This is a genomic window from Microtetraspora niveoalba, from assembly GCF_001570405.1.
Taxonomy (GTDB): Bacteria; Actinomycetota; Actinomycetes; order Streptosporangiales; family Streptosporangiaceae; genus Microtetraspora; species Microtetraspora niveoalba.
Genome location: NZ_BBYM01000018.1, coordinates 231,523 through 249,848 on the forward strand (window position 1 = coordinate 231,523; position 18,326 = coordinate 249,848).

Consider the following 18,326-nt stretch of genomic DNA (forward strand, 5'->3'; position numbering starts at 1 on the left):
CCGCCGCGCCTGGCACCTGGCCGGAGCCGCCCTGGGGCAGGACGAGCAGGTCGCCGCCGCGCTGGTGGCCGCCGCGGAGCGGGCGCGCGACCGCGGCGGGTACGGCGCCGCCGCCACCGCCCTGGCCAGGGCCGCCGAGTTGACCCCCGAGCCGCGCGCCCGTGCCGTCCGCCTGAAGGACGCCGCCGTCGCCGCCTGGCTCGGCGGCCGCCCGGGACAGGCGGAGTCGCTGCTGGCCGAGGCGCGCGAACGGGCCGACGGGGACGCCGTGCTCGCCATGGAGATCGCCCAGCTCCGGGGCCGGTTCGAGCTGAACTCGGGCAACGCCGCCGAGGCCGTGCGGATCCTGGCGGCGGGCGACAGCCTGGACATGCTGGCCGATGCCGTGGAGGCCGCCTCGTACGTCGGCGACACGGCGGCCATCGCCGAGCTCGGCCGACGGGCGGCGGCACACCCCGAGGGGTTCTTGCGGGACACGGTGGCCGGGATCGGCCTGACCCTGGACGGCGACGCCGCCGGGCCGGGTCTGTTGCGGCGGGCACTGGCGCGCTCCGACGATCTGGAGGATGCGGCGGGGTACCTGTGGGCGACGGCCGCGGCCAGCGCTCTGGGCGAGTCGGATCTGGCCGCCGAGATGGCCGAGCGGGCCGGGCGGGTGGCCAGGGTGTCGGGGATGACCGGGCAACTGCCCGTCGTGCTGGAGTTCGTGGCGACCGCCGAGCGCATCGCCGGGAGGCTGGCGCGCAGCCAGGCCGTCTCCGAGGAAGGCCTGGCGCTGGCGCGGGAGGCCGGGTACGAGAACACGGTGGCCGCGCACCTGGCCAACCTCGCGGTGCTGGCGGCGCTGCGGGGCGAGGAGGAGCCCTGTGAGCGGCAGGCCCGCGAGGCGCTGGCCATCGCCATCCCGCACCGGGTGGGGTTGCGCGCGGGCGTCGCGGCGTACGCGCTGGCCATGCTCGACCTGTGCCTGGGCCGCTACGGGTCGGCGCACGACCGTTTCACGGCCATCGCCGCGGCGGGACCGGGCGCCGGGCACCCGACCGTGGTGTGGCGGATGGCGCCGGACCGCGTCGAGGCGGCCGTGGGCGTGGGCGACGAGGCGGGCGCCCGGGCGGCGCTGCGGGCGTACGAGCGGTGGTCGGCGCACGCCGCGACGTCCGAGTCGCGCGCGCTGCTGGCCCGCTGCCGGGGCCTGGTCGACTTGTCCGAGGAGGCCTTCGGCGAGGCGCTGCGGCTGCACACCAACCCGTTCGACGCGGCCAGGACGGCCCTGCTGCTGGGGGAGCGCCTGCGCCGGACGCAGCGGCCGGGCGAGGCGCGGGCGCATCTGCGGATGGCGTGGGAGACGTTCGAGCAGGCGGGCGCCCGGCCATGGGCACGGCGCGCGCAGGACGAGTTGCGGGCGGCGGGCGAGAGCGGGCAGGCTCCGCCCGTGGCCGTGCTCGACGCGCTGACCCCGCAGGAGCTGCGCATCGCGGGCCTGGTCGCCGACGGGTTGTCGAGCAAGCAGATCGCCGCCCGGCTCTTCCTGAGCCCGCGCACGGTCGAGTACCACCTGTACAAGATCTATCCGAAGCTGGGCATCGGCTCCCGTACGGAACTGGCGCGGCTGGTAGTTCTACAGAAGGCGCCCGTAGCCGACGACGACATGCTGTGAGACATGCAAAACGTGACCATCTGGAGTGAAGAGTTCGGCGCCGAGACGGACGCGCCGATCCTGCTGATCATGGGGTCGATGTCGCAGGGCATCCTGTGGCCGGACGAGCTCGTCGGCCGCCTGACCGCGGGAGGCCGCCGGGTGATCCGGTACGACCACCGCGACACCGGCATGTCGGGCACCGTCGACTTCGCGGCGGAGCCGTACACGTGGGACGACATCAAGAACGACGTCTACCGTGTGATGGACGCCCACGGACTGGAGAGCGCGCACCTGGTCGGCCACTCGGCGGGTGGGCTGCTCGGCCAGTTCGTCGCCGTGGAGCGGCCGGAGCGGGTGCGCTCGCTGACCGTCGTCGCCTCGTCGCCGCTCGGCGGCGGCGAGGGCCAGGTGCTCGTGCGGGCCCTGACGGGGCAGCCGCAGCCCGAGGGGAGCCTGCCCGAGCCGGCGCCGGAGTTCGTGGCCTTCTACCGCGCGCTGATGGCCGCCCCGCCGCCGCAGGACCGGCGCGCGCAGATCGACGGCATGATCGCCGAGCAGCGCGTGCTGCACGGCACCGGGCTGCCCTTCGACGAGGACGCGGCCCGCCGGCTGCAGGAGCGGATCTACGACCGGGCCCGCGACCTGTCAGCGGTGGCCAACCACCGGCTGGCCGCCATGGCCAGGCCCGACTTCGAGCCGGTGGGCGTGCTGCACCAGGTGAAGGCGCCCACCCTGGTCATCGAGGGCAGCCACGAGCCGGTCAAACCGGGCCACGGCGCGATCATCGCCGAGCGGATCCCGAGGGCGCGGCTGACGATCGTCGCGGGCATGGGGCACACACTGCCGCCGGAGGCACACGAGGAGCTGGCCGCCGCCGTCCTCGCGCACACAGCGGAGTGACGCCGGTTCCCGATCGACGTCGGGAGTGCGAGCCGGTCGCGGACGGCGCCGCCGACGCGGGCCGGGTCGAGGTGCGGCACCGTACGGCCGGCACCGTCACGCCCGTCGCCCGGGCGGAGTCAGCGGCGGCAGGTGAGGTGGAGGCGCCCCCAGGAGGTGTTGCCGTAGCCCTTGGGGTTCCACAGCGCGGCCGGCGTCTCGGGGTGCGTGGCGCCCGCCGTGTCCCAGGCGCGGGCGAGGACGTCCGCCTCCCCCTCGGAGAGGACGACGACGGCGCGCCAGAGCCGCCAGGCCCAGGGGTGCGCCGGGGCGTCCAGCTCCGCCTGGCTCCAGGTACGCCCCGCGTCCGATGAGACGTCCACGCGCGCGACGCCGTGGCCGCCGCCCGCGAAGGCGTACCCGGTGATCTCGGTCGGCCCCGGGGGCACGCGGGAGCCGTCCTCCGGGCTCAGGATGTCGCAGGTGAGAGCGACCGGCCCGAGGGGGATGCCGGTCCCCGGGCCGGATCGGGACGGGTCGGCGCCGGGAGGCGACATGCGGTACGCGACGGCCTGGAAGTAGTTGCCCGAGGGGTCGGCCCGGGCGGTGACGCGTTCGAGCCATTTCACGCTGCGGGCGCCGATCCAGCCCGGCACCACCACCCGCAACGGCGCGCCGTGGACGGCGGGCAGGGGGTGGCCGTTCATCGCCCACGCCAGCAGCACCTCCCCCGCGACGGCCTTCGCCGCGGGGATGGAGCCGCCGTACGGCTGGGGCGGGTCCGCCTCCCGCGCCACGTCGGGGGCCGTGAAGGAGACGTGCGCCGCCCCCGGGCGCAGGCCCGCCCCGGCGAGCACGTCGGCGAGGCTCACCCCGGTCCAGCGGGCGGTGGAGACGGCGCCGGACCGCCACGGGTCCTCCCCCGGGATGTCACGGACCTCGATCAGCTCGGCGCGGCGGTTGCCCGCGCACTGCAGGGTCGCGACCACCTCGCGCTCGGGGAAGCGGGAGCGCAGTTCCTCCAGTGAGAGCCGCAGCCGCCGTTCGACCAGCCCGTCCACCTCCAGCCGCCAGGCGGCGGCGTCGATCCGCGGGACGGGACCGTGGTTGCGGCTGTAGAAGGCGTCAAGCGGCGTGAGGAACCGCCCCGCCAGGGCGCCCGTGGGCGGCTCGGCGTTGAACGGCTCCTCTTCGTGGACGAGCATGTCGTCCCGTTTGCCCCATTTCATAATGCTTGTCGGGTACCCCGGCGCGAGGGCGGTGATGCCCGCGGGTGGGAGATGGGACACCCGGCCGGGGAACGGTCGTCCCCGGCCGGGCGCCACCCGTCACTCGTGCGTGTGCTCGTACGCCGCGGCGGCGCCGCGCACCGCCTCGTACGGCGCGTCCTTGCCCTTGGCCCGCGGGTCGCCGACGAGCTCGGCGCACTGGCCCGACCCGGTGACGCCGTTCGGCACGCCCGCGTCGGAGGGCGCCGGGGTGTTGCCGGTGCAGGCGAGCGCCCCGCGCACGGATGTGCCGGTGACGACCAGGGCGTCGGTCGTGGTGTTGCCGGTCAGGGCGGCCGAGCCCCGCAGGTCGGCGCCCGCGACGACGAGCCGGCCGGTGGTGCCCTGGATCGCGACCGAGCCGTTCACGGTCGCCTTGAGCAGGTGCACCTCGGCGGCGCCGTTCGCGCTCAGCGCCCCGCTGATCGTGCCACCCTTCACCACCAGGGAGGCGCCGGAGCCGACGGTCACCCCGCCGTTGATCCGCGCGCCGTCCAGGCAGGTGACGCCGGACCGCAGGGACAACGACCCGTTCCGCGTGCCGGTGATCGTGGTGGTGCACTCCGGGGGCGCGGCGAGGGTGGTCACGGTGAAGCTCTTCGGCGTCCCGGGGTTGCCGCTGGGGTCGATCGACCGGTACTCGACGGTGTGCCTGCCGCGCGGCAGCCTGCCGTAGGTGAGGTGGTCGATGACCGTGCCCTTCTCGGTGAAGAGCCACGGCTCGTCGGCGGAGGTGGGCCAGCCGAAGTAGTTGAACCAGCCGTCGCCGTCCACCCGGGACTCGCGCACCACGTACCCGTCCTGGTCGTCGCCGCCGGTGAGCCGCATGGTGAACGGGCCGTTGAACACGTAGTTCTCGCCCGACTTCACCAGCGGCTCGGACAGCTCGTACGCGGTGGTGGGCAGGGTGTTGTCCACGGTCCAGGTGCGCGTGTCGGCTCCGGCGGAGGCGGTCAGCGTGTGGTTCCCGGGGGCGAGGTCGAGCGTGGACAGGTCCAGGCCGGCGCCTGTCTCGCGGAGCGTCGCGCCGTCCAGGGTCCAGGTGACGGACGGCACGGCGTCGTCGGGGTGGGTGGTCTCGACGTACACGACCTCGTCGCGGGCCACGGCGCGGCCGGTGGGGGTGGACGAGCGCAGCCCGGGAGCGACCTGGGCGGGCGTGGTGGTCACGGCGGTGTCCACCGTCCAGGTGCGGGTCGCGCTGAGCGCGCCGGCCCGGATGGCGGGGTCGCGGACGAACTCGGTCGGGTCGGTCACGGTCGCCTTCACCGTGTGGGTGCCGGGCGACAACTTCAGGGCGCGCAGGTCGAGCGCGGTCGAGTCGCCGGGAACGTCGGCGCCGTCCACGCTCCAGGTGGTGGTCAGGGCGTGGCTGTTGGGGTGCAGCGGCTCCACCCAGAGCACGCGGTCGGCGCCGACCGCGGCCGCGGTGGGCGTGCTGTCCTGGATCAGGCTGGTCTTGGCGGCGATCCGCTGGGTCATGACCTCGCGGCCGACCTGGTCGTAGTAGTAGCCCAGCGTCCGCATGATCGAGTGCTCGCTCGGGCGCCAGACCCCGCTGCTGTAGTAGAGGCCGCCCTCGTGCCTGCTGATGGTGCCGCCGGCCTCGCTCGGCTCGTCGAGCCAGCGCCACCACTTCTTCCGCTGGTCCTTCATCTGCTGCTCGGTCAGCAGGCTGTGGTGCGCCGAGCCCGGCTCGCCGCCGGTGTACGCGCCGCCTTCGACGCCCCGGGTGTAGTAGGTGTACTCGTCCTGCAGGCCGCCGAGCGAGTGGCCGATCTCGTGCGGGGCGATGAGGGCGGACATCGAGTTGTGGCCGGAGGAGGTGGCGTACGCGCCGCCCGCCCCGCCGTACGTCCCGCTGTTGGCGAGGGCGAGGATCTGCCGGTTGGCGCTGCTCGTCCCGGCCACCATGTTGGCGTACTTGTTGGCCGCGGTGTTGCTCATGGTGATGAGCCGCTGCACGCTGGAGGCGTTGCAGCCGCCCCAGAAGGCCATGCTCAGCGGGGTGTTCTTCTTGCCGGAGGCCAGGTCGGGGTCGCAGCCGATGCCGGACTCGCCGGACACGATGTCCACGCGGTAGACGTTGAAGTAGTTCCGGTACGACTTGTACGGCTCGATGGACCACATCACGTTGAGCTGCTGGTCGGTGTCGGCCGCGAACGCGGACAGCTCGTTCTCGGTGTAGCCGTCGCCCATGATGATCAGGTTGAACCGCTTGGCGGGATCGCCGGTGACCTGGATGGGGACGACGGTGGCACTGCCGGCGTCGGCGGCGTGCGCGGGCGGGACGGTGATCAGGGCGGCGGCCGCGGAGAGGGCCGCCAAGGCCGTGAGCGGCCTTCGTGCACGCATGGGGAGGGGACCTCCAGAGCGAAATCGGGGGTGTGCCTGCACTATCGGGGGTCCGCCGCTCGGAGGGCACATCCCATGTGGGGATAACCCGGGATTTATGCCTGTACTTCGCCACGCAGGCGTGATCTGTCACGCCGTGCGCGATCCGCGGCTCGTCTCCCCCGCTGACCTGCGGAGTCCGGTGTCCCCGCCGCCGTCCGGAGAAGGCCCCCCGTCCCGGAAAGTCCCCCGTTCCGGATGGCCCCCGCCCCGGAAGTCCCCGTCCTGGAATGCCGTACGGCTCAGCGGCGGACCATGCCGATCAGACGGTCCAGGGCCGCGGCCCCCTGGCCGAGGCCGTCGTGCGCGTACTCGTTGGTGATCCAGTACGTCAGGCCGCCCACCGCCCCGGCCGTGCGCAGCGAGTGCTCGCGCTCGACGTACATGTCGTCGTGGTAGATCGCCGCCGCGACGGGCACCGTGTTGCGGGCCAGCCGGTCCGGGTCGTACAGGCTCGGCCAGCCCGCGTACGCGGCGAGGCCCTCGGCGCACGACCGCAGCGGCGCGAGCGCCGGATCCTCCTCGAACAGCCAGGGGTAGATCATCTCGCCGGTGAACCGGACCGGCCCGCCGCGGTCCGGGTCGAACTCGGGGAACTCGCCGAGCGCCCGCTGCGCCGCCCACGCCGACGCCTCGCCCTGGCAGTAGATCGCCTCGTGCAGCACCGCGTACAGCGGGTGCTCGGCGAACGACACCACGGCGTCCACCTGGCGCAGGAACGCGTCCGACAACTCGCCGCCGGCGGTGAACGCGTCCTCCAGCAGGTGGTGGAGGAGGTCGAACCGGCGCTGCTGCCCGAAGGTGATCCCGAGCGTCTGGAAGCGGCGCGGGGTGAGCCGGTCGCCGCCGGGCAGCCGCACGTCGTGGTCCCGCAGGTGGTCCACCACCCGGTCGGCGACCGCCTGGTCCCCCGGATAGCGCGCGAAGAACCGCTCGTTGTGGGCGAGCACCCGAGGGTAGGCCGCCAGGTAGACCTCGTACGGGGAGGCGGTCAGCGACGGCAGGCCCCCGGCGATCATCACCTCGCGCAGCCCCTCCGGCGCCAGCGACAGGTAGGTGAGCGCGCAGAACCCGCCGAAGCTCTGGCCGAGCACGCTCCACGGCCGGTCGCCCGCCAGGCGCGCGCGGAGCAGCTCGGCGTCCCGGACGATGTTGTCGGCGCGGAAGTGGCGCAGGTAGCCCGCCGGGTCGTCCAGCCCGGCCAGGGTCTGCCGCGTCGCCGGCGTGCTCAGTCCCGTGCCGCGCTGGTCGAGCAGCACCACCCGGTACTCCCGGCACGCCCGCTCCAGCCAGCCGGGGAGGCCGCGCGGGGCGCGGCACCCCGGGCCGCCCTCCAGGTAGACCAGCCAGGGCAGGTCCGCCGCCGCCCGGTCCGCCGCGACCACCTCGCGGGCGAACACCTCGATCGCCGGGCCGCCGGGGTCGGCGTGGTCGAGCGGGACGGCGATCCGGTGGTCCGTGAGGACGTATCCGGAGTGGCGGTGGGTCACGGGCATGAAGGGTCCTCCGGTCGCGGGGATGTCCCGACAACGATGCGAGAAGCGGAAAAGTCACGCAAATCCTGAAGGGCTATAGTGCTGGCGTTATAGGGGTGAAAGGAGTGGCCTGAGTGCAGGTAGAGCTTCGCCACCTCCGTGTGATCTGCGCCGTCGCGGACGCCGGGAGCGTCAGCCGGGCGGCCACCGCCGTCGGCGTGTCGCAGCCCGCGCTCACCGCCCAGCTCCAGCGGGTCGAGACCGCGCTCGGCGGCCAGATCTTCCGGCGGGGCCGCCTCGGCGTCACCCCGACGCCCTTCGGCCAGTTCGTGCTCACCCGCGCCAGGTCCATCCTGCTGGCCGTGGACGAGCTGGTCGCGGGCACCGGCCCGCACGACGGCCGGTCCGATCTCGCCCGCATCGGCGGGTACGTGACGCCCGTGCTGTCCGGCCTGGTCGCCCGGCTCTTCGAGGTGCCCGGCCTGTCCGTCACCGTGCACACCGAATATTCGCCCCGGCTGCTGCTCGACCTGCTGGCCTCCCGCCGCCTGGACGCGGCCACCCTCGTCGACTATCCGGGCAGCGAACTGCCCGCGCCACCCTCGGTGGGCATGCGCCTGGTCGCCACCGAGCCGGTCTTCGTGCTGATGAGCAGCACGCACCCGCTGGCCGGGCGGGAGGAGGTCGATCTGGCCGACCTCGCGGGGGACGACTGGGTGATCTCGCCGCCGGACGGGGTCGGCTGGCCCGAATGCGTCTACGCCGCCTGCCAGAGGGCGGGCTTCACCCCCCGCGTCCCGCACAGCATGACCGAGCAGGCGATGATCAGGCAGTTGGTCGCCGGGGGCCACGCGGTCTCCCCCTGCCAGGCCACGGTGCAGGACGCACCCGGGATCGTGGTGCGCCCGCTCGCCGGCACGCCGCTGTGGCTGCGGCACCTGGTGGCCTGGCGGCTGGACGGGCCGCTGGCCCGGCGGGCCGGGGAACTGGCCGGGTTCGCGGCGCGGGCGCACCGCGAGGCCATCGCCGACCGTCCGCACTACGCCGCCTGGGCCGCCCGGCACGGCGCCGCGCCGACGTCCGGCTGAGCCGTCCCTTCGGGCCCGCAGTCGTCGCACTCGGGCCCCGGCGTCACCGTCCGCCGACCCGGTTCGCCACCGTCTCCGCACCGCCGGGGAAACCGGGCTCCGCCCGGGCCCGCAGTCGTCGCTCGGGGGCCGGCGGCTCGACATTTGTCGGAAAGCCCGCGACCGAGACAGAACGGCCGTCCGAAGACATCGGATACGGACCGCCTTTACGGTCCGTTTAACCCCCTGGGGCCGCCCCCGGCCCCATCGCCCTGATTGCTCGGGAAGGTCTGAGATGTCTTTGTCGCGCCGCCGTGCCGCGCCGGCCCCGCTCCCCAGTCACGGATCAGCACATCACGGCCCGGCACATCACGGCACCGCCCGCCGCGGCGCCGCCGCGCTGGGTCTCGCCGCCGCCATGACCCTCGCCGGGGTCGCGGCGGGCCCGGCCCCGGCCGGCGCCGACACCCCCGTGGGCCCGGTCTTCCAGAACGGCATGGCCCAGCCGGTGTTCTCGTCCAACCGCAACGACTGGATCCGCGAGGAGGTCTGGGTCGAGACCCCGATCGACAGCGACGGCGACGGGCGCAACGACCGGGTGCACGCCGAGGTCACCCGGTTGCGGGAGACGGAGACGGCCGGCCTCAGGTCGCCCGTCGTGTACGAGGCCAGCCCCTACTACGCGGGCGGCAACGCGGTCGCCAACCACGACGTCGACCACGAGCTGCACGAGGCGCGCCGTCCGGGCAAGGGCTGGCTGAACCGCGGCGGACCGGTGAAGGATCCGGCGGCCGACGAGCGGCTGACCGCCGCCGGAGCGGCGGAGGCGGCCGAGACGGCGGACGCCGCGGCCGGCACCGGCCCGCAGCCCGCCATCAGCACCAGCCACGAGGCCAACTGGCTTCCCCGCGGCTTCGCGGTGGTCCACGCCGAGTCGCTGGGCAGCGGCAAGTCCGACGGCTGCCCGACCACCGGCGGGCGCAACGAGACGATCGGCGCGAAGTCCGTGGTCGACTGGCTGAACGGCCGTGCCAAGGCGTACGACGCGTCCGGCAGGGAGGTCGCCGCGACGTGGACGACCGGCAAGGTCGGCATGATCGGCACGTCGTACAACGGCACCCTGCCCAACGCGGTCGCGAGCACCGGCGTCGAGGGGCTGGAGGCCATCGTCCCGATCTCGGCGATCTCGAACTGGTACGACTACTACCGTGCGAACGGCGCCGTGGTCGCCCCCGGCGGCTACCAGGGCGAGGACGCCGACGTGCTCGCGGAGTACGTCTACACCCGCGCGGACCGGCAGATCTGCCGTGACGTCATCGAGGATCTCGCCGAGGCGCAGGACCGGGTCACCGGCGACTACAACGCCTTCTGGGACGAGCGCAACTACATGAACGACGTGAGCGACGTCCACGCCGCGGTGCTGGTCGCGCACGGCCTCAACGACTGGAACGTCAAGACCAAGCACGCCGCGCAGTGGTACGAGGCGCTGAAGGCGCGCGGTGTGCCGCACAAGATCTACCTGCACCAGGGCGGACACGGCGGCTCCCCCAGCGTCGACGTGCTCAACCGCTGGTTCACCCGCTATCTGTGGGGTCAGCAGAACGGCGTCGAGAACGACCCGCGGGCGCTGGTCCAGCGCGAGGACAGGACCCTCGTGCAGTACCCCGAGTGGCCCGAGCCGTCCGCGGCGGACACCGAGCTCAACCTGGCGCCCGGCGTGGACGGCGCCGCCGGGGCGCTGACCCTCGACCGCACCCGGCAGGGCAAGCCGGTGACCGAGACGATCGTCGACGACGCGACGAAGCGCGCGCAGGCCCTCGCCGACGCCGCGACGTCTCCCAACCGGCTGGCGTACAAGTCGGGGGCGCTCACCGGCGCGGTCCGGCTCAGCGGCACGCCGCGGGTGTCGCTGCGGATGTCCTTCGGACGGCCGGCCGCCAACGTCACGGCGCTGCTCGTCGACTACGACCAGAACGGCAAGGCGAAGATCGTCACCCGGGGCTGGACGGACCCGCAGAACCGTAAGTCGGTCTCGCGTACCGAGCCGGTCAAGCCGGGCACGCCGTACCGGATCGACGTCGACCTGCAGCCGCACGACTACGTGTTCGCGGCGGGGCACCGCATCGGCGTCGTGCTGCTGTCGAGCGACTACGAGTACACGGTCCGGCCGGCCCCCGGCACGACCCTGCACCTCGACACGACGAAGAGCACGGTCACGCTGCCGGTCGTCGGCGGAGCGGCCGCGCTGGAGGCGGCGAACGGCTGACCGGGGTCCGTCACCGTCCGGGTGGGCCGCCTCCGCGTCCCGCCCGGACGGCGTTCGTCCGTCCGGTCCCTTGGCCGGACGGACGAACGGCCCGGCGCTCTTCGGGAAAACCGACGAACTCCCCGGCCCGCCCTTCTCGTACCGTTGCGGTGAACTTCGACCGGAGGGCTGGTACGCGTGTCCGTTGGTCTTCTCCACCGCTCCATGTCCGACGCGCGGGCGAGTGCGGCGGCCGGGCCCTCGGGCCCGCGCGCGCCGCACGGCGCAGCGGCGCGGGCGGTACGCGGATGACCGGCGCGCCGCGCGAGCTCCGTCGCATCGAGGAGTTCGAGGACGTCTTCCGGCTCTTCGACGAGATCTGGCGTCCCGAGCCGGCCGGGGCGCCCATCACCGTCGAGCTGATGCGGGCGCTGTCGCACGCGGGCAACTACGTGGCCGGGGTCTACGAGGACGGCCGCCTGGCCGGCGCGTCGGTCGGCTTCCTCGCGGCCCCCGCCGGGCGGGTGCTGCACTCCCACGTCACCGGCGCGCTGGCCGGCCGGGGCATCGGGTTCGCGCTCAAGCTGCACCAGCGCGCCTGGGCGCTCGACCGCGGCCTGGAGCGCATCACCTGGACCTACGACCCGCTGGTGCGCCGCAACGCCCACTTCAACCTCGCCAAGCTCGGCGCCCGGCCGGAGGAATACCTGCCGTCCTTCTACGGCGCCATGGAGGACGCGATCAACGCCGGGGACGAGTCGGACCGGGTGCTCGCCGTCTGGCGGCTGACCGAGCGGCGCGTGCTGGCCGCCGTACGGCGGGAGCCGTACGAGCCGCCGGTGCCGCGGGACGCGGCGACCGGGCTGGCCGACGTGGACGGGCGGCCGGTGCCCGGCCGGACCGACGCGGAGACGGTGCTCGTGGCGGTGCCGGGCGACATCGAGAGCCTGCGCAGCACCGACCCCGGCGTGGCGAAGGCGTGGCGGCACGCCGTACGCGAGGTGCTCGGCGGGCTGATGCGCGAGGGGGCCCGCGTCACCGGTTTTCACCGCAAATCCTGCTATATCGTGCAGCGCACCGCCTGAGCGCGGCGGCGCTCCGACCGGAAGGGGGGCGCGGCGACCGGGCCGCACACCACCATGAAGATCACTGGAATCGAGCTGCGGCGGATCGCGCTGCCGCTGGTCGCGCCGTTCCGCACCTCGTTCGGCACGGAGACGGCGCGCGACGTGCTGCTCGTGCGGGTCGTCACACCCGAGGCCGAGGGCTGGGGCGAGTGCGTGGCCATGAACCGGCCGCTCTACTCCCCCGAGTACACGGACGGCGCCGCCGAGGCGATGCGCCGGTTCCTCGTCCCGGCGCTGCCCGCCCACGCGGACGCCCAGGCGGCGGGCCGGGCGCTGGCGCGGTTCAAGGGGCACCGGATGGCGAAGGCGGCGCTGGAGACGGCGATCCTGGACGCCCAGCTCCGCGCCCGCCGCGAGTCCCTCGGCTCGTACCTCGGCGCCACCCGGGAGCGTGTCCCGTGCGGGGTGTCGGTCGGCATCATGGACTCGGTCCCCGAGCTGCTCGACGCCGTCGAGGGCTACGTGGCCGAGGGATACGTCCGGATCAAGCTGAAGATCGAACCCGGCTGGGACCTCGAGCCGGTCCGCGCCGTGCGCGAGCGGTTCGGCCCCGACCTGCTGCTCCAGGTCGACGCGAACGCCGCGTACACGCTGGCCGACGCGCCCCGCCTGGCCGGGCTGGACGCCTTCGGCCTGCTGCTCATCGAGCAGCCCCTGGCGAACGACGACATCGTCCAGCACGCGGCGCTCGCCCGCCGGATCTCCACCCCGATCTGCCTGGACGAGTCGATCGAGTCGGCCGAGCACGCGGCGGCGGCCATCACGCTCGGCGCGTGCTCGATCATCAACGTCAAGCCGGGCCGGATCGGCGGCTATCTGGAGGCGCGCCGCGTCCACGACCTGGCCCGCGCGCACGGCGTCGCCCTGTGGTGCGGCGGGATGCTGGAGACGGGCGTCGGCCGGGCCGCGAACGTCGCGCTGGCCGCGCTGCCCGGCTTCACCCTGCCGGGCGACACGTCGGCCTCGCGCCGCTACTTCGCGACCGACATCACCCCGCCGTTCGAGCTGCGCGACGGCCACCTCGACGTCCCCGCCGGTCCCGGTATCGGGGTCGACCCCGTCCCCGAGATCCTGGACGAGGTCACCACCTCCACGGAGTGGATCACGAGGTGACCTCCGGGGCCGGCCGGCCCCGGCCGAGGCGGGGCACCGCCTCGAGGAGGGAGCGGGTGTAGTCGTGGGCGGGAGCGGCCACCACCCGCTCCGCCGGACCCGTCTCGACCAGCCTGCCCCGGTGCATCACCGCCACCACGTCGGAGACGTACCGGACCACGGCCAGGTTGTGCGAGATGAACAGCATCGTCAACCCGAACTCCTCGCGCAGCGCGCGGATCAGGTTGAGCACCGCGCCCTGGACGGAGACGTCCAGGGCGGAGGTGATCTCGTCGGCGACCAGCAGCGTGGGCCGCGCGCCGAGCGCGCGGGCGATCGCCACCCGCTGCCGCTGGCCCCCGGACAGCTCCCGCGAGTAGCGCCCGGCGAGCGAGACCGGCAGCGACACCAGCGACAGCAGCCGCTCCACCTCCGCCTGGCGGGCGGCCCGCGGCAGGCGGAGTCCCTCGGCCACCGACGCGCCGACGGTCATGCGCGGGTCGAGCGAGGTGAGCGGGTCCTGGAAGACCATCTGCACTCCGCGCCGGTCCACGCCCTCGACCGCCCCGCTGTACGGCACCAGCCCGCTCACGGCCCGGGCGAGCGTGGACTTGCCCGACCCCGACTCGCCCACCAGGCCGACGATGGCGCCGTCGGGGATCTCCAGCGTGACGTCGTCCACGGCGGTGAACGCGCCGAACCGCACGGTCAGGTTCTTGATGATCACTCAGACCTCCCAGCAGGCGACGCGGCGCGCCGTGCCGTACGGGATCAGGGGTGGGCGCTCGGCGGCGCAGCGGGCGGTCGCCAGCTCGCAGCGGGCGGCGAAGGCGCAACCGTCCGGCACCTCCGCGGGCGGGGGCTGGCGGCCGGGGATGCTCGCCAGCGGCAGCGACCTGTCGGTCTCCATGTCGGGCAGCGAGGCGACCAGTGCCCGCGTGTAGGGGTGGGCGGCGCCGGAGGCCAGCTCCCCGACCGGCAGCTCCTCGACCACGCGGCCCGCGTACATCACCACGACGCGATGGCACAGCTCGCCGACGACGGCGATGTCGTGGGAGATGAACAGGGTGGCCGCGCCGGTCTCCGCGGTCACCTCGCGCAGCAGCCGGAGGATCTCCCGCTGCACGGTGACGTCGAGCGCCGTGGTCGGCTCGTCGGCGACGATCAGGCGGGGCGCGCCCATCAGGCCCATCGCGATGACGGCGCGCTGCCGCATGCCGCCGGACAGCTCGTGCGGGTGTTGCCGCGCGCGTGTGGCGGGCTCGGGGACGCGTACGTGGTCGAGCCGGTCGACGGCGCGGGCGGCGGCCTCGGCGCGGCTCGCGCCCTGGTGGACGACCGCCACCTCGGCGAGCTGCCCGCCGACCTTCAACGCCGGGTTGAGCGCGGCCATCGGGTTCTGGAAGACCATGGCGAGCGACGTGCCGAGCAGCCGGCGGCGCTCCGCCTCCGGCAGCTCGCGCACGTCGGCCCCGCACAGCCGCAGCCGGCCCGCCCTCACCTCCCCGGGGTACGGCACCAGCCCGCCGATCGCGGCGGCGGTCAGGCTCTTGCCGCTGCCGGACTCGCCCACCAGGCCGACGATCTCGCCGGGGGCGATGGTGAGCGACAGGCCGCGCACCGGCGTCACCCCGCCGGGGAAGGCGACCGTCAGGTCGCGCACCTCCAGGACCGCGTCCGGGTCGGGCTCGCCGAGCGCGACGGGCCGCGGGGCGCCGGGCTCGGCGTCCGTCCCCGGCGGGGCCGTACGGCGGGCCGCGGCGTGCGCCAGCGCGTCGCCGAGCAGGTTGAAGCCGATGCCGGCGAGCGCGATCGCGGCCGCGGGGCCGAGGGCGACGGCCGGGGTGGCGTAGATCCGTCCGAAGCCGTCGAAGAGCAGCCGCCCCCAGTCGAACGACGGCGGTTGCACGCCGAGGCCGAGGAAGGACATCCCGGCGAGGGCGAGGAGCGCTCCGCCGAGCGCCTGGGTGAAGTTGAGGATCAGCGGCTCGGCGATGTTGGGCAGGACGTGCCGCGTCATGACGCGCCACCGGGAGACGCCGAGCATGCGGGCGGCCGACACGTAGTCGGCTCCGGCGACGGAGGCCGCGAGCGTCTGGGTGAGCCGGGCGAAGCCGGGGGCGACGGCCGTGCCGATGCCGATCACGGCGCCGCGCGCGCCGAGTCCCGCGATCACCGCGGTGAACATCGCGAGCAGCAGGCCGGGGAAGGCGACCAGCGCGTTGACCGAACCGGTGACCAGGCGCGCGCCGCGGCGGGGCAGCACCGAGGGAAGCGCGCCGAGGAGGACGCCGGCCGTCGCTCCGACGAGCGTGGCGAGCAGGGCGAGAGTGAGCGAGAGCCGTCCGGCGACCAGCACGCGGGCGAGGATGTCGCGGCCGAGGTTGTCGGTGCCGAGCGGGTGCGCGGCCGTGGCTCCCTGGAGGATGGACGCGGAGTCGATGCGTTCGGCCTCGGCGCCCCAGATCGGCGGCCCGGCGACCGCCAGCACCACCATGGCCGTGACCAGCACGGTCCCGGCGAGCCCGGCGGGGGTCCGCAGCAGGCGGCGCATCAGGTCTCCTTCAGCTCGGAGGTGGGGTCGAGCACGCCGAGCAGCAGGTCGACGAGCAGGTTCACCACCAGCACGATCGCGCCGTAGACGAGGATCACGCCCTGGGCGACCGGATAGTCCTTCTGGGTGATGGACTCCACGATCCGCAGTCCCAGGCCCGGCCAGGCGAAGACGTACTCGACGAGCACACTGCCCGCGATCAGCGCGGACAGCAGCAGCCCGCCCACGGTCAGCGTCGCGGTGAGCGTGTTGGGCAGGACGTGCCGGAAGTACAGCCGGGGAGCGGGCAGCCGCTTGGCGCGGGCCAGCCGGACGTAGTCCGTGCCGAGTTCGCGCAGGGTCTCCGCGCGGGAGATGCGGGCGATCATCGCCGTCGGCGAGATGGCCAGGGACAGGATCGGCAGGACGTAGGACACGGGGCCCGCCTGGCCCGCGGGAGGGAACCAGCCCAGCCCGATCGCGAACACGGCGACCAGGGCGATCGAGTAGAGGAACTCCGGCACGGCGACGGCCGTGCCGGTCGCCGAGGTGAAGGCCGCCTCGGTGCCCCTGTTCCGGCCGTTCTCGGTGCGGATCGCGGCCCACATGCCGAGCGGCACGGCCACGAGCAGCGCCACGACGGTCGCGAGCAGCGCCAGCCCGAGGGTGTTGGGGAGCCGGGAGGCGATGATCTCCCCGACCGGCTCCCCGCTGAGGAACGACGTGCCGAAGTCCCCGCGGAACACGCCGCGCATGTAGGACAGGAGCTGGGACAGGATCGGCTCGTCCAGCCCGAGCGCCTCGCGCCTGGCGGCGACCAGTTCGACCGGCGCGGCCGGCCCGAGCGAGGCCCGTACGGGATCGCCCGGGATCAGGTGGATCATCGCGAAGGACGCGACGAGCAGCACGGCCAGCGACACCGCGAACCGGACCACCCGCCGCAGCACGAACCCGCCGCGTACCCGGCCGAGTGCCCGCCCCGGTGCCCGCGGGGCGGGCGGGCGCGGAGACCCCGTCATTCAGCCCGCCTCGGTCAACCGGATCGAGGTCGGCCTGGCCGAGCCCGCCACCACGTCGAACGTGGCGTTCTTGGTGGCGACCAGCACGGTGTTCTCCACGACCGGCACCAGGTCGGCGGCCTCGAACACCGCGGACTCCGACTCCAGCCAGAGCTTGCAGCCCTCCTCGCCCGGCTTGCCCATCGCCTCGGTCACGAGCTTCTCGTAGCGGGTGTTCGCCAGATGGGCGAAGTTCGCGCCCTTCGGCGCGGCCGGGCCGGACAGGAACCCTTCGAGCTGCGAGGGCAGGGTGACGCCGATCGGCAGCCAGACGACGTCCCAGTCCTGGGTGACGTTGAGCGACTCCGACAGCTTGGTGTCGATGACGCCGTTCAGCGTGACGTCGACGCCCGCCTTCTTCCACGCCGCCGCGAGGTACTCCGCCGCGGCCTGCACGCCCGCGCCCTTGGTGGTGGCGTAGAGCAGGCGCAGGGTCAGCGGGCGCCCGTCCTTGACCCGTACGCCGTCCGGGCCGGGCTTCCACCCGGCCGCGTCCAGCGCGGCGGACGCGGCGGCCTCGTCGAAGGCCGGGACGTGACCGGTGACGCTGTCGCCGGGGCAGGGGCGCGGGTCCATCACCAGCCCGGTGGCGGGGCGGCCGGTTCCGCTCGACGCGACCCCGGCGAGCTCCTTGAGGTTGAGCGCCTGGGTGAGCGCCCTGCGCACCGCCGGGTCCCTGGCGGGCCGGTCCTCGCCCTGGTGGTAGAAGAACTGCCCGTTGCCCCCCGAGATGACCGTCTTGCCGATGCCCGGAGTCGCCTCGAGCCGCGCGCGGTCCGCGCCGTAGATGACCGCGCCGTTGATGCCGCCGGAGATCAGCAGGTTGGCCGCGGTCTGCTCGTTCGGCACGACCTTCAGCACGATCTTGGCGGGCTGGCCGGACTCCTTCGTGGTGGCGCCGCCGGGTCCCCAGACGTAGTCCTCGCGCACCTGGAAGGTGTAGTGGTCGCCGGGCACGGCCTCGGTGAGCGTGTACGGCCCCGAACCCGAGGTGCCGCGCGCGAGCAGCGAGCGGTCCTCGGCCCCCTTGCCGCAGACCACGAACAACACCGGGGCGCTCTCCAGGATGAAGCTGAACGGCTTGGGCGTGGAGAGGGTCACCGTTCCCGCCGCGTCGTCCGCCTCGGCCTTCATGCCGGCGGGGACGAACACGCCGTTGAGCGGCGACTTGGTGGCGGGGTCGGCGATGTGGTTGACGCTCTCGGCCACGTCGGAGGGGGTGAGCGGGGACCCGTCGGAGCAGGTGACGTCCTTGCGGAGGGTGAAGGTGACCGCGTCGGGCGTGACGTCCCACTTCTCGGCCAGGCCGGAGACGATCTTCCCGTCGGTCCCGTAGTGGACGAGCGTGTCGTAGGCGAACGACAACACCGTGTTGGTCACGGAGAGCACGGCCATGGCCGGGTCGAGCACGCCCGGGTCGGCGCCGATCGCGAAGGTGAAGGTGCCGCCGTCGGCGGGCCGGCCGGATCCGGTGTCGGCGCCGCCGCCGCACGCGGCCGTGAACAGGCTGACGGCGCCCAACACGGCCGCCGCTCGTGTGTATCTCATC

Annotated in this window: 13 protein-coding genes; 6 read left to right on the forward strand and 7 right to left on the reverse strand. The window is 74.1% G+C overall.

All coding sequences use genetic code 11. The annotated features are described in order from the left end of the window. Positions 1-1,657: helix-turn-helix domain-containing protein (locus AWQ70_RS19255; RefSeq protein WP_218004589.1), on the forward strand; the 1,657-nt coding region annotated here is incomplete at its 5' end. Positions 1,658-1,660: 3 nt separating this feature from the next. Further along, a complete protein-coding gene (locus AWQ70_RS19260) occupies positions 1,661-2,539 on the forward strand; it encodes an alpha/beta fold hydrolase (RefSeq protein ID WP_067177941.1) in 879 nt (292 codons plus the stop codon). Between the two features lie 119 nt (positions 2,540-2,658). Here the strand turns inward: AWQ70_RS19260 and AWQ70_RS19265 are convergent, their stop codons facing one another. From AWQ70_RS19265 to AWQ70_RS19275, 3 genes are all read right to left on the reverse strand, one after another. Further along, the gene (locus tag AWQ70_RS19265; RefSeq protein WP_084517398.1) at positions 2,659-3,723 is read right to left on the reverse strand and encodes a sulfite oxidase; all 1,065 of its coding nucleotides are present in this window, start codon (positions 3,721-3,723) and stop codon (positions 2,659-2,661) included. Between the two features lie 123 nt (positions 3,724-3,846). Then, positions 3,847-6,141, reverse strand: coding sequence for a M64 family metallopeptidase (locus tag AWQ70_RS19270; protein WP_084517400.1), 2,295 nt, complete (start codon positions 6,139-6,141; stop codon positions 3,847-3,849). Between the two features lie 281 nt (positions 6,142-6,422). Continuing rightward, on the reverse strand, positions 6,423-7,676 hold the full coding sequence (locus tag AWQ70_RS19275; RefSeq protein ID WP_067177947.1) for an alpha/beta fold hydrolase: 1,254 nt from the start codon (positions 7,674-7,676) through the stop codon (positions 6,423-6,425). Positions 7,677-7,789: 113 nt separating this feature from the next. Here AWQ70_RS19275 and AWQ70_RS19280 point away from each other — a divergent pair, with 113 nt between their 5' ends. The 4 genes from AWQ70_RS19280 to menC all read left to right on the forward strand — a co-directional run bounded on the left by AWQ70_RS19280 (position 7,790) and on the right by menC (position 13,207). Then, a complete protein-coding gene (locus tag AWQ70_RS19280; protein ID WP_067177949.1) occupies positions 7,790-8,743 on the forward strand; it encodes a LysR family transcriptional regulator in 954 nt (317 codons plus the stop codon). A 397-nt stretch (positions 8,744-9,140) separates the two neighbouring features. Next, on the forward strand, positions 9,141-10,988 hold the full coding sequence (locus AWQ70_RS19285) for a Xaa-Pro dipeptidyl-peptidase (protein WP_067177952.1): 1,848 nt from the start codon (positions 9,141-9,143) through the stop codon (positions 10,986-10,988). Between the two features lie 287 nt (positions 10,989-11,275). Beyond that, a complete protein-coding gene (locus AWQ70_RS19290) occupies positions 11,276-12,052 on the forward strand; it encodes a hypothetical protein (RefSeq protein ID WP_067177954.1) in 777 nt (258 codons plus the stop codon). A gap of 54 nt (positions 12,053-12,106) precedes the next feature. Next, positions 12,107-13,207 (forward strand): o-succinylbenzoate synthase, encoded by a 1,101-nt coding sequence (menC, locus tag AWQ70_RS19295; protein WP_067177956.1) that lies wholly within the window; start codon positions 12,107-12,109, stop codon positions 13,205-13,207. Here menC and AWQ70_RS19300 read toward each other — a convergent pair. From AWQ70_RS19300 to AWQ70_RS19315, 4 genes are read right to left on the reverse strand one after another with little or no spacing between them, the layout of a single operon-like run. Then, positions 13,197-13,913: an ABC transporter ATP-binding protein gene (locus tag AWQ70_RS19300; protein WP_067177958.1), complete on the reverse strand. Its 717-nt coding sequence runs from the start codon at positions 13,911-13,913 to the stop codon at positions 13,197-13,199. The two genes, menC and AWQ70_RS19300, sit on opposite strands and share 11 nt — an antisense overlap. After that, entirely contained in the window at positions 13,914-15,740 is a 1,827-nt protein-coding gene (locus AWQ70_RS19305; RefSeq protein WP_067177960.1) for a dipeptide/oligopeptide/nickel ABC transporter permease/ATP-binding protein, read from the reverse strand. Continuing rightward, the gene (locus AWQ70_RS19310; protein ID WP_067177965.1) at positions 15,740-16,738 is read right to left on the reverse strand and encodes an ABC transporter permease; all 999 of its coding nucleotides are present in this window, start codon (positions 16,736-16,738) and stop codon (positions 15,740-15,742) included. The genes AWQ70_RS19305 and AWQ70_RS19310 overlap by 1 nt, the downstream gene beginning before the upstream one ends. Then, positions 16,739-18,325, reverse strand: a complete 1,587-nt coding sequence (locus tag AWQ70_RS19315; RefSeq protein WP_067177967.1) for an ABC transporter substrate-binding protein — start codon at positions 18,323-18,325, stop codon at positions 16,739-16,741. Between the last annotated feature and the right edge of the window lies 1 nt (position 18,326).